This window comes from Stenotrophomonas sp. 71799_Sma (assembly GCF_056482505.1).
The window spans coordinates 1,352,359-1,364,144 of sequence record NZ_CM151202.1 but is presented as its reverse complement, the minus strand read 5'-3'; the positions used below and the strand labels follow the sequence as shown (position 1 = coordinate 1,364,144).

Genomic DNA, 11,786 nt, shown 5'->3' with positions numbered 1-11,786 from the left:
TCGCCGGGGCTGACACTACCGTGGGCCCCTGGGGAAATCAACCAAAGTGCCGGCGCAGGGGCGCAGGCGTTGGCACACGGACAGCCCCCGGGCCCAGCGCGGGTGCCGCGGATCATCGACCGCCCCAGGTCGCTACACTAATGTCCTCTCCGGCCATGCCTGCGCGTAGCCACGCCCCGACGCCCTGCCAAGACGCGAAACGCCCCAAGTGACTGATACAAAAGACAACACCAGCAACGCCAAGGCGTCCAAGGAACACACCCCGCTGATGAAGCAGTTCTTCGCGGCCAAGTCCGATTACCCGGACCTGCTGCTGTTCTTCCGCATGGGTGACTTCTACGAACTGTTCTATGACGACGCCCGCAAGGCGGCGCGCCTGCTCGACATCACCCTGACCCAGCGCGGCAGCTCCGGCGGCGCACCGATCCCGATGGCCGGCGTGCCGGTACATGCCTATGAAGGCTACCTGGCACGGCTGGTGGCGCTGGGCGAGTCGGTGGCGATCTGCGAGCAGATCGGCGACCCGGCGCTGGCCAAGGGCCTGGTCGAGCGCAAGGTGGTGCGCATCGTCACCCCCGGCACGGTCACCGACGAGGCGCTGCTGGATGAACGCCGCGACACCCTGCTGATGGCCCTGTCGCGCAGCAAGCAGGGCTACGGCCTGGCCTGGGCCGACCTGGCCGGCGGCCGCTTCCTGGTCAACGAGGTGGAAACCGACGACGCGCTGGAAGCCGAACTGGCACGGCTGGAACCGGCCGAGCTGCTGGTGCCCGATGAAGAGAACTGGCCGGAGTTCCTGCGCCAGCGCACCGGCGTACGTCGCCGCGCGCCGTGGCTGTTCGATGCCGACAGCGGCCGCCGCCAGCTGCTGAATTTCTTCAAGCTGCATGACCTGAGCGGCTTCGGCATCGACGACAAGCCGCGCGCCACCGCTGCGGCCGGTGCCCTGCTTGGCTATGTCGAGGAAACCCAGAAGCAGCGCCTGCCGCACCTGACCTCGATCGCGATGGAAACCGCCGGCGAGGCGATCGCGATGAACGCCGCTACCCGCCGCCATCTGGAACTGGATACGCGTGTTGATGGCGACACCCGCAATACGCTGCTGGGTGTGCTCGACAGCACGGTTACGCCGATGGGGGGGCGCCTGCTGCGGCGCTGGCTGCACCGCCCGCTGCGCCTGCGCGAGGTGCTCGTACAGCGCCACCATGCGGTGGAAACCCTGATCGATCGCGGCAGCGATGCGGACATCCGCGAGCAGTTCCGCCGCCTCGGTGACCTGGAACGCATTCTCACCCGCGTCGCGCTGCGTTCGGCGCGGCCGCGCGATTTCTCCACCCTGCGCGACGGCCTGGGCCTGCTGCCTGCGGTGCGCGAGGTGCTGGCACCACTGGATTCGCCGCGCCTGCAGACGCTGCACGCCGCGCTGGGCGAACACGACGAGTGCGCGCAGCTGCTGGCCAGCGCCATCGCCGAAATGCCGCCGCTGAAGCTGAGCGATGGCGGCGTGCTGGCCGATGGCTTCGATGAAGAGCTGGACGAGCTGCGCCGCCTGTCCACCCACGCCGACCAGTTCCTGGTCGACCTGGAACAGCGCGAGCGCGAAAGCAGCGGCATTCCCACCCTGAAGGTGGGCTACAACCGCGTGCACGGCTACTACATCGAGATCAGCAAGGGCCAGTCCGACCGCGCGCCGGTGCACTACACCCGCCGCCAGACGCTGACCAATGCCGAGCGCTACATCACCGAAGAACTGAAGGCGTTCGAAGGCAAGGTGCTGTCCGCGCGTGACCGCTCGCTGTCGCGCGAGAAGTACCTGTACGAGCAGCTGCTGGACACCCTCGGCGGCCAACTGGAACCGCTGAAGCAATGCGCCGCCGCGCTGAGCGAACTGGACGTACTGGCGGCCTTCGCCGAACGCGCGCAGGCGCTGGACTGGGCGCGCCCGGAGCTGCAGGCCGAGCCGTGCCTGAAGATCGAGCGTGGCCGCCACCCGGTGGTCGAGGCGGTGCGCGAGCAGCCGTTCGAACCCAATGATCTGGATCTGCATCCGGACCGTCGCATGCTGGTCATCACCGGCCCGAACATGGGCGGTAAATCGACCTACATGCGGCAGAACGCGCTGATCGTACTGCTGGCCCACATCGGCAGCTTCGTGCCGGCCAGCCGTGCGCTGATCGGCCCGATCGACCGCATCCTGACCCGCATCGGCGCCGGTGACGACCTTGCCCGCGGGCAGTCGACCTTCATGGTCGAGATGGCCGAAACCAGCTACATCCTGCATCACGCCACCGCCCATTCGCTGGTGCTGATGGACGAGATCGGCCGTGGCACGTCCACCTACGATGGCCTGGCACTGGCCGACGCGGTGGCCCGTCACCTGGCCTACCAGAACCGCTGCTACACGCTGTTCGCCACCCACTACTTCGAGCTGACCGCGCTGGCCGACGAGCAGCACGAGGGTGGCCGCAGCGGCATCGCCAACGTGCACCTGGATGCCGTCGAGCACGGTGAGGCGCTGGTGTTCATGCACGCGGTAAAGGATGGCCCGGCGAACCGCAGCTTCGGCCTGCAGGTGGCGGCACTGGCCGGCCTGCCGCGCGCCACCGTGGCACAGGCACGGCGTCGCCTGGCCGAGCTGGAACAGCGCGGTGGTGAAAGCCATGCCGCCGAGTTGGCGCCGCAGGCGTTGGATGCGCCGCAGCAGTTCGGCCTGTTCGCAGCACCGTCGAGCAAGGCGCAGGACGCGCTGGCCGCGATCGACCCGGACGAACTGACGCCGAAGCAGGCGCTGGAAGCCCTGTACCGGTTGAAGGCACTGCTGTAGCCGCAGCGCACGCCCATGGCCTCCCGCTCGCCTTGCGGGAGGCCTGTTGAAAGACTGTTCAAATCCGATTCTGCGTTTCAATTGACAGAGCCTATCAATCTGAACGGATCATTCGATTATTCATTTCATCTGGCCATAGCTAAGGTCGAGTGAAGATGTTTCTCCCACGTCTTCACCGCCACCAGGAGCCAGCCGATGAGCCAGTCCGACAACAACAACGCCAAGTGCCCGTATCACACCGCCCCGTCGCCGGAGCAGGGCGCCGAGCAGCAGCGCGAGCTCAGCACCACGCCCAAGCAGAAGCACGGCGATGATCCGGTCACGCCGATGACCACGGCCTTCGGCGCACCGGTGGTGGACAACCAGAACAGCAAGACCGCCGGCCCGCGTGGCCCGCTGCTGATGGAAGACGTGTGGCTGCTGGAAAAGCTGGCCAACCTCAACCGCGAGATCATTCCCGAGCGCCGCATGCATGCCAAGGGCTCGGGCGCGTTCGGCACCTTCACCGTCACCCACGACATCAGCAAGTACACCCGCGCCAAGCTGTTCGAGAAGGTCGGCAAGCAGACCGAGATGTTCGCCCGCTTCACCACGGTGGCCGGCGAGCGTGGCGCCGCCGACGCCGAGCGTGACATCCGCGGCTTCGCGCTGAAGTTCTACACCGAAGAAGGCAACTGGGACCTGGTCGGCAACAACACGCCGGTGTTCTTCCTGCGCGACCCGCGCAAGTTCGCCGACCTCAACAAGGCGGTCAAGCGCGACCCGCATACCAACCTGCGCAGCGCGCGCAACAACTGGGACTTCTGGACGCTGCTGCCCGAAGCCCTGTTGCAGGTGACCGTGGTGATGAGCGACCGCGGCATTCCGCGCAGCTTCCGCCACATGCACGGTTTCGGCTCGCACACCTACAGCTTCACCAACGCCGACAGCGAACGCTTCTGGGTGAAGTTCCACTTCGTCAGCCAGCAGGGCATCGAATCGCTGACCGACGCGCAAGCGCAGATCCTGGTCGGCCATGACCGCGAAAGCCACGGCCGCGACCTGTTCGCCGCGATCGAGAAGGGCGACTTCCCGAAGTGGAAGCTGTTCATCCAGGTCATGCCGGAGCTGGACGCGGAAACCTACCGCGTGCATCCGTTCGACCTGACCAAGGTGTGGCCGAAGAGCGACTACCCGCTGATCGAAGTGGGCCAGTTCGAACTGAACCGCAACCCGGTCAACTGGTACCAGGACGTGGAGCAGTCGGCGTTCGCACCGAGCAACCTGGTGCCGGGCATCGGCCCGTCGCCGGACAAGATGCTGCAGGCGCGCCTGTTCGCCTATTCCGATGCGCAGCGCTACCGCCTGGGCGTGAACCATCACCAGATTCCGGTGAACGCAGCGCGCTGCCCGGTACACAGCAACCACCGCGACGGTGCGATGCGCGTGGACGGCAACTACGGCGGCCTGCCGCACTACGAGCCGAACAGCTACGGCCAGTGGCAGGAGCAGCCGCAGTACCGCGAGCCGCCGATGAAGATCCGCGGCGACGCCGACTTCTGGAATTTCCGCGAGGACGACGCCGACTATTTCAGCCAGCCCGGTGCGCTGTTCCGCAGCTACAACCAGGCACAGAAGGACCGCCTGTTCGCCAACACCGCCCGTGCCCTGGGCGATGCGCCGGACTTCATCAAGCAGCGTCACATCGACAACTGCAGCAAGGCCGACCCGGCCTACGGTGCCGGTGTTGCCGCGGCGCTGAAGGCGCTGGCCAGCCAGCCGTCGGATCCGTTCAAGCCGGCGCAGCCGGAAGCGGACTTCCCCACCGCCACCCCGGGCGCCGAAGACATCGAGCTCTGATCGCCCTGCCCCGTGTACGGCACGCCGCCTCCCAGTGAGGCGGCGTCGCCGTTTTAACGGTCCGCGTCGTACCTTCTGCACGCCCAACCCCAATCAAGGATTCCGCAGATGAGCCTGACCGATGAACTTCTCGCCAAATTGCAGGGCGCCCCGCTGCAGCAGGTGTCGCAGCAGCTCGGCATCAGCGATACCCAGGCTTCCGGCGCGATCAGTGCCGCGCTGCCGGTGCTGATGGGCGCGCTGGGCAACAACGCCTCGCAGCCGCAGGGCGCGCAGGCCCTGCTCGGCGCCTTGCAGAACAACCACAGCGGCCTGGACCTGGGCAGCGTGCTCGGCTCGGTACTGGGTGGTGGTGGCGGTGGTGCCGCCAGCGACGGTGCCGGCATCCTCGGCCACATCTTCGGCGGCAGCCAGCAGAAGGTGGAGACCGGCCTGGCCCAGGCCACCCAGCTCGACAGCGGCCGCACCAGCCAGCTGCTGCAGATTCTTGCCCCGATCGTGATGGCCTTCCTCGCCCAGCGTCTCGGCGGCGGCCAGGCCGATGCCGGCTCGCTCAGCCAGGCCCTGGGCCAGGAAAAGCAGCAGGTGCAGCAACAGGGCGGTCTTGCCGGTGGCCTGCTCGGCAGCCTGCTGGACCAGGATGGTGATGGTCAGCTGGGCGTGGGCGATCTGCTCAAGCTGGGCGGCAATCTGCTCGGCGGCAAGCGCTGAGGGAAAGCCTGGCCGGACATGGGCCGGCGCTACCGGCATCGCCATGGGTAGCGCCGGGCCATGCCCGGCGGCTTACCGGTTGCCCGCCTTCAAACGCTGCAGGATCGGTGCGAACAGGGGCGCCTGCATCGAACGCGGCGGCTCGACATGGCCGCCCTTTTCCTGCGCCTGCCAGTACGACCACGGCAGCGGCTTGTCGCCCAGTTCGTAGTCCATGCCGTCCCAGCCATCCTCGCGGAAGGCGTAGAAGGCCCAGTGCACCTTGTCCTGCTCCAGCACCTGCAGCACATCCTGCAGGTAGCGGCTGCAGTCCGGCCACCGCCGCATGCAGCCGAATTCGGCCACCACCATGCGGTTGGCACCGACGCCATGCGAGGCGGCCCACGTCATCGGCTGCTGCAGGTAACGGCGTACACGCGCCGCATCCCAATGCTCGCTGCCTGCACCGAACGGCACCTGCGCCGGATAGCGCCAGGGTTTGGCACGCGTCTGGTTCGGTGCACTGGTTGCTGCATACGGCTCGTACATGTGCACGCTGTACAGCAGCTTCGAATCCGCCAGCGGTGCCGGCCAGTAGTTGAAACCGTCGGCGGCGGCATACCAGCCCGCATCCAGCATCAGCGGCATCGCGGTGTCGACCTCGCGGATGCTGGCGATCAGTTCCGAGTAGAAGCGGCGCAGATCGCGTGGGCCGTCCTGCACACCGGCATACCACCGCTGCATCGCCTCAGTGGACGCATGCTCGGCCAGGCCTGCACCGTACTCGGGCACCGGCTCATTGATGAGGTTGTAGGCGGCCAAGGCAGGATGACCCTTCAGCGCCGTGGCCAGGTCATGCCAGAAGCGACGGGCCGGCACATGGTTGTCGAAGGACTGCCACAGGCGCTGGTCGACCACATCGCCGTTGTGCTGCTTCCAGCGCAGCAACGGCAGCGACAGCGGCGTCAGCACCACTTTCAGTCCGGCCGCATCGGCGTCATCCAGCACCCGCCGCAGCGTGGCCAGATCGGCCGGAACCAGTCCGCGATAGTCATCGGCGTTGCCGATCAGGAAGTCACGACCGCCCTGCCCCTTCCACTTGTCCGGCACCAGCCGCACCCAGGTCGCACCGGTCGCACGCAGCGCCTCGAAGTATTTCCGGTCCGGAGGCGACATGTTCATGCTGTTGCCACCGCGTTGCGGAACGTCCCAGAAGGTGATGTCGGCAGCGTGCAGTGGCGCAGCAGCAAGCAGGGACAGGCATAACAGCAGACGACGCATGGGCAGGCCTTCGATAGGTGAAAAACCAGCCTGCCCAGCGCAATCCGAACGTACCGTGACCGGCGCCTTGTTTCGCACCGCGATAGGAACAATCCGTTGGAATCAGGATTTCGCTAGAGCGCGTCGATGTCACCCAAGGCCCGGATCAAACGCCGCGCGCGCTTGTCCGGCTTGTGTTCCGGCGGCTGGAAACCATCGCGTGCGGCAATGCGCAGTGCACGCTGTTCGGCACGGCGCGCCTTCGAAGCCTCGCTCTCGGCGTACAGCTGCTGTGCCGTTGGCGCCGGCCCGCGCTGGTCGCTCAGGCCCAGCACCTGGATCTCGAAATGCTCCTCGCCGCGGTCGACCTGCAGCTGCTCACCCACGCGCACCGCGCGCGAGGACTTCGGGCGCTGCCCGGCCACGCTGACCTTGCCGGTCTCGATGGCCTGCTTGGCCAGGCTGCGGGTCTTGAAGAAACGGGCCGCCCACAGCCAGATGTCCAGGCGGACACTGGGCGACAGCGGGGAAAGCTCGGTCATCGGCAGGGACTACTCCGTTCGCTTGTTCAGGGGACGCGGGTTGTCGGGGTCGGTGCGGCAGCCGCTGCCCCCGATCAGGGTGGGAACGCCGGCGGAAAGATCCTGGCGCTGGCTGCCGACCAGGCACTCGGCGCGGTCGGTTGGCCGCACCTGGGTATCGCCCAGCCGGTCACTTGTCGAACATGCGGCCAGCGCGGCGCCGATCAAGGCCAGCGCCAGCCTTCGCTTCACCTGCAGTCGTTGATGCATTGCCACATCCTGCAAACCGGCTTGGTGCTAGTGTGCGCCTCCCGGGATTCGATCACCACTCCATGGCCAAAGCGCCGCTTGACCTGACCTCCGGCCCGATCGGCCGCAATCTCCTGTTGTTTTCCCTGCCGATCCTGGCCGGCAACATCGCGCAGTCGCTGAACGGTTCGGTGAATGCGGTCTGGGTCGGGCGCTTCCTCGGCGAGGCGGCACTGACCGCCACCGCGAACGCCAACAACATCATGTTCTTCCTGATCGGCTCGGTGTTCGGCTTCGGCATGGCCTCGACCATCCTGATCGGCCAGGCGATCGGTGCGCGCGACATCGCGCAGGCACGGCGCGTGGTCGGTACCAGCGCCACCTTCTTCATCGGCCTGTCGGTGATCATCGCCATCGCCGGCTGGTTCATGGCCCATCCGCTGCTGGCGGCGATGGGCACGCCGGCCGCCTCGCTGCCGCTGGCCGAGGCCTACCTGCAGATCATCTTCCTGGCGATGCCGACGCTGTACGCGTTCGCCTTCCTCACCGCCGCGCTGCGCGGTGCCGGTGATTCACGCACGCCGTTCCGTTTCCTGATGGTGTCGGTGGCGCTGGACATCGTGCTGAACCCGGTGCTGATCTTCGGCATGGGGCCGTTCCCGGCGCTGGGCATTGCCGGTTCGGCCTGGGCCACGCTGGTCGCGCAGACGCTGTCGCTGGCCGGCCTGCTGCTGTACATGCGGCACAAGCGCCACACCCTGTGGCTGGGCCGCGCCGACATGCGCCTGTTCAAGCTCGACCTGACCATCCTCAAGGCGCTGGTCATCAAGGGCGTGCCGATGGGCCTGCAGATGGTGCTGATCTCGCTGTCGGTGATCCTGCTGATGACCATGGTCAACCAGTACGGCACCGACACCGGCGCCGGTTACGGCGCTGCCCTGCAGCTGTGGAACTACCTGCAGATGCCGGCGATGGCGATCGGTGCGGCGTGTTCTTCGATGGCGGCACAGAACGTCGGTGCGCAGCGCTGGGATCGCGTGCGCGGCACCGCGCGCCAGGGCGTGCTGTTCAACTTCCTGTTGACCGGCGCGCTGATCCTGCCGCTGGTGGTGTTCGATCGCCAGCTGCTGGCACTGTTCCTGCCACCGGCCAGCCAGGCGCTGGACATCGCCCGCCACCTCAACCACGTGGTGATCGGCTCGTTCCTGTTCTTCGGCGTCAGCTTCGTGATCTCCGGCGTGGTTCGCTCCACCGGCGCAGTGATTCCGCCGCTGCTGATCCTGGCCGGTTCGCTGTGGGGCGTACGCGTGCCGTTCGCCGAACTGCTGCAGCCGTACTGGGGCGCCGATGCGATCTGGTGGAGCTTCCCGGTCAGCTCGCTGGTGTCGATGCTGCTGTCGCTGGCCTATTACCGCTGGGGCGGCTGGCGCAAGGCGAAGATGATGGGCAAGCCCTCGCACGCCGAGGAACTGGCCACGCCGTCGGAGATTCCGGCCTGCCCGCCGTCGCCGGTGGCCGACCCGGATACCGCGCCACTGCGGTAGTGCCGGCCGCTGGCCGGCAACCTCATGGGCCGTTCAATGCGCGGTACTGCCGGCCGCTGGCCGGCAACCTCAAACTCCTCCGGAAGCATCGCGCAACAGCCGACCAGCGGCCGGCTCTACCGTTTCTTCTTTTTGGCAACGTTGAACGTGGCCGCCGCGCGCAGCAGTGCCTTCAACGCGGCGGCATCCGGCATCGCGCCTTCATGGATGTCGATCGCACGTCGCGTGTTGCCGTCCAGGCTGGCGTTGAACAGACCCTTCGGATCGGCCAACGCCGCACCGTTGGCAAAGGTCAGCTTCACCGCCTGTTTGTAGGTTTCGCCGGTGCACAGGATGCCGTTGTGCTCCCACACCGGTGTACCGCGCCACTTCCAGGTTTCCTGCACGTCCGGCAGCGCCTCGTGGATCAAGGCACGCACGCGTGCCAGCGCCTCGCCACGCCAGTCGCCCAGCTCGGCGATGCGTGCATCGATCAGTTCAGCGGCCGGGGTTCCGGCATCGGCAGGGTTCGGTGCATGCGTGGCCATCAGCGGTTCTCGTCGGCAGGGAGATCGGAACGATGCACTTACATGCGCTCGCCGGGCAATGCCGCGGCCTGGCGCACCCAGTCGAGGAACTGCGCCTCATCCAACGCACCCTCCTGCTGGATGTGCAGGTAGCGCGTATCGGCACTCCTGGACGGCTCGGGCGGCACCGGCTTCAGCGCAGCGCCGCGGAAGAACGCCACCTTGATGTAGCGGGTGAAGCAGTGGAAGCTGAGAAACCAGCCTTCGCCCGGCGCAACCGCATACATCGGCGAATTCCACTTCACTGCCTTGTGCACACCGGGTACAGCCTGTTCGATCAGCGCGTCCAGCTGTGCTCCGATCGGCCGCTTCCAGTCCGGCATCGCCGCGATATAGGCCTGCACCGGCGCATCGCCTTCGCCCTTGGCGATCTGCGGGTTGCCGCCTGACAACAGCGCGGGCGCGGTGGAAGGTGCGGTTCGCTTGGCAGGCATCGCACGGCACGTCCATCGGGATGAAACCGCAGCCTAGCGCGGCCTGTCCCCAACGGTCACGGCGCAGTGCGCCATCGGCTCAGTCCGCTTGCCGCGCCCGGAACTGCTGCCAGTCCGGCAGCTTGCGGTGGCGGCGCAGCGAGCGCATCAAGGCCGCCATCACCACGCCGAACAGCGCACCGGCCACCAGGCCGGCCGCCAGCAGCAGGGCCAGCGGGCGTTCACTGCCCTGCCACAGCATCAGCCACATCAGCGCGGTCCAGAACAGCCCGAACAGCAGGCCCTGCACCAGCGCATTGGTGCCGAAGCCGGCCAGGATCGGCGGTGGCAGTGCGATGCCCATGCGCCACAGAAGGCGATGCAGCAGCGGTGCCGACTGCACGCGCGCCAGCCCTTTTCCGTCGAGGAAGCGCAGCGCCGACTGGATCACGGCGGGGTAGCGCGGGTTGATGTCGTTCATCACCTGATCGTGGCCGATGCGATACCGGAAACGCAAACGGCCACCCGAAGGTGGCCGTCGCGGCAACAACCGAAGTTGTTTATCAGGCCTTTTCGGCCAGACGGGCAGCCTTGGCGGCAGCAGCGGCAGCCAGGTCTTCCTTGATGCGGGCAGCCTTGCCTTCCAGGCCACGCAGGTAGTACAGCTTGCCGGCGCGGACCTTACCACGACGCTTCACTTCGACCGAGTCGATGATGGCGCTGTGGGTCTGGAAAACGCGCTCGACGCCGTAGCCGTGCGAGATCTTGCGGACGGTGAACGAGGAGTTCAGGCCGGCGTTCTTGGTGGCGATGACAACGCCTTCGTAGGCCTGCACGCGCTCGCGGCTGCCTTCCTTCACCTTCACGTTGACGACAACGGTGTCGCCCTGGCTGAACTTCGGCAGTTCACGGGTGATCTGGGCGGATTCGAATTCCGCGACGATGGACTTGTTCAGCTTGCTCATGGGTTACACCGATTCTTGTTCGGGTGGGCGTGTCGTATCGACAACGTAGGCTCATGCAGTCACCGGACTGTGCTGCACGTTTGTTTTGGGTACTGCGCGCGCCGGCCGGGGCCGACGGGAATTGGCCATGATAGCCGATAACGCCAGCCCTGCGCTAGGGGCTGGCCTTGTGTTTCTGGGCCTGACGGCCCTGCTCCAGCAGCTTGCGGTCGGCCTTGCCCAGCGCCTGTTCATCCAGCAGGTCCGGGCGCCGCTGGGCGGTACGGACCAGCGACTGCTGGCGGCGCCAGGCCGCGATGGCCGCGTGGTTGCCCGAGCGCAGCACGTCCGGCACATCACCCAGCGGGTGCTGGGCCGGCTGGCTGTAATGCGGGCAGTCGAGCAGGCCGAGGTCGCCCTCGAAGCTGTCCTGCGCCGCCGATTCCGCGTCGTTCAGGGCACCGTCCTGCAGGCGGGCCACGGCGTCGATGATCACCGCCGCGCCCAGCTCGCCACCGGACAGCACGTAGTCGCCGAGGGAAATCTCCTCGTCGACATTGGCCTCCAGGAAACGCTCGTCGATGCCTTCGTAGCGGCCACAGAGCAGGACCATGCGCGGCAGTGCCGCCAGTTCCCGCACCTTGGCCTGGGTCAACGGCGCCCCCTGCGGGCTGAGGTAGATCACCCGCGTCGGGGTCGGATCAGCATCACGGATCGCCTGCAGGCAGGCCTGCAGCGGCTCGATCAGCATCACCATGCCCGGGCCACCACCGAACGGACGGTCGTCCACCCGGCGGTAGTTGCCTTCGGCGTAATCACGGGGATTCCAGCCATGCAGGCTGAACAGGCCCTTCTCCTGCGCGCGCCCGACCACGCCCAGTCCAGCGGACTGGGCGAGGAACTCGGGGAACAGGGTGATGACGTCGAAACGCATGC

At 67.0% G+C, this 11,786-nt stretch carries 12 protein-coding genes; 4 read left to right on the top strand and 8 right to left on the bottom strand.

Going from position 1 to position 11,786, the window contains the following annotated elements; translation table 11 throughout:
• Positions 1–268 precede the first annotated feature (268 nt).
• The 3 genes from mutS (at position 269) to ACZK4Z_RS06310 (ending at position 5,374) form a co-directional block, all read left to right on the top strand.
• Positions 269–2,824 (top strand): DNA mismatch repair protein MutS, encoded by a 2,556-nt coding sequence (gene mutS, locus ACZK4Z_RS06320; RefSeq protein WP_478451536.1) that lies wholly within the window; start codon positions 269–271, stop codon positions 2,822–2,824.
• A gap of 195 nt (positions 2,825–3,019) precedes the next feature.
• Positions 3,020–4,663, top strand: a complete 1,644-nt coding sequence (locus tag ACZK4Z_RS06315) for a catalase (RefSeq protein ID WP_049399631.1) — start codon at positions 3,020–3,022, stop codon at positions 4,661–4,663.
• A 108-nt stretch (positions 4,664–4,771) separates the two neighbouring features.
• The gene (locus tag ACZK4Z_RS06310) at positions 4,772–5,374 is read left to right on the top strand and encodes a DUF937 domain-containing protein (RefSeq protein ID WP_049424483.1); all 603 of its coding nucleotides are present in this window, start codon (positions 4,772–4,774) and stop codon (positions 5,372–5,374) included.
• A gap of 72 nt (positions 5,375–5,446) precedes the next feature.
• Here ACZK4Z_RS06310 and ACZK4Z_RS06305 read toward each other — a convergent pair whose 3' ends face one another.
• The 3 genes from ACZK4Z_RS06305 to ACZK4Z_RS06295 all read right to left on the bottom strand — a co-directional run bounded on the left by ACZK4Z_RS06305 (position 5,447) and on the right by ACZK4Z_RS06295 (position 7,404).
• Positions 5,447–6,634, bottom strand: coding sequence for a glycoside hydrolase family 5 protein (locus ACZK4Z_RS06305; RefSeq protein WP_032127549.1), 1,188 nt, complete (start codon positions 6,632–6,634; stop codon positions 5,447–5,449).
• A 113-nt stretch (positions 6,635–6,747) separates the two neighbouring features.
• Complete coding sequence (locus ACZK4Z_RS06300) at positions 6,748–7,155, bottom strand: RNA-binding S4 domain-containing protein (protein WP_005408603.1); 408 nt, start codon at positions 7,153–7,155, stop codon at positions 6,748–6,750.
• A 9-nt stretch (positions 7,156–7,164) separates the two neighbouring features.
• The gene (locus tag ACZK4Z_RS06295; RefSeq protein ID WP_125894513.1) at positions 7,165–7,404 is read right to left on the bottom strand and encodes a hypothetical protein; all 240 of its coding nucleotides are present in this window, start codon (positions 7,402–7,404) and stop codon (positions 7,165–7,167) included.
• A gap of 62 nt (positions 7,405–7,466) precedes the next feature.
• Here ACZK4Z_RS06295 and ACZK4Z_RS06290 point away from each other — a divergent pair, with 62 nt between their 5' ends.
• Complete coding sequence (locus ACZK4Z_RS06290) at positions 7,467–8,927, top strand: MATE family efflux transporter (RefSeq protein ID WP_125894515.1); 1,461 nt, start codon at positions 7,467–7,469, stop codon at positions 8,925–8,927.
• A gap of 116 nt (positions 8,928–9,043) precedes the next feature.
• On the opposite strand, the gene ACZK4Z_RS06285 is transcribed toward ACZK4Z_RS06290, so the two are convergent.
• From ACZK4Z_RS06285 to trmD, 5 genes are all read right to left on the bottom strand, one after another.
• Positions 9,044–9,454: a DUF1801 domain-containing protein gene (locus ACZK4Z_RS06285; protein WP_125894517.1), complete on the bottom strand. Its 411-nt coding sequence runs from the start codon at positions 9,452–9,454 to the stop codon at positions 9,044–9,046.
• A gap of 38 nt (positions 9,455–9,492) precedes the next feature.
• Positions 9,493–9,927, bottom strand: coding sequence for a DUF1801 domain-containing protein (locus tag ACZK4Z_RS06280; RefSeq protein ID WP_125894519.1), 435 nt, complete (start codon positions 9,925–9,927; stop codon positions 9,493–9,495).
• A 79-nt stretch (positions 9,928–10,006) separates the two neighbouring features.
• Complete coding sequence (locus tag ACZK4Z_RS06275) at positions 10,007–10,387, bottom strand: DUF6404 family protein (RefSeq protein ID WP_032127554.1); 381 nt, start codon at positions 10,385–10,387, stop codon at positions 10,007–10,009.
• An 82-nt stretch (positions 10,388–10,469) separates the two neighbouring features.
• Positions 10,470–10,871 carry a 50S ribosomal protein L19 gene (gene rplS / locus ACZK4Z_RS06270; RefSeq protein WP_005408597.1) on the bottom strand — a complete coding sequence of 134 codons (402 nt, stop codon included), beginning with the start codon at positions 10,869–10,871 and terminating at the stop codon, positions 10,470–10,472.
• A gap of 154 nt (positions 10,872–11,025) precedes the next feature.
• Complete coding sequence (gene trmD, locus ACZK4Z_RS06265; protein ID WP_049424477.1) at positions 11,026–11,784, bottom strand: tRNA (guanosine(37)-N1)-methyltransferase TrmD; 759 nt, start codon at positions 11,782–11,784, stop codon at positions 11,026–11,028.
• Positions 11,785–11,786 lie beyond the last annotated feature (2 nt).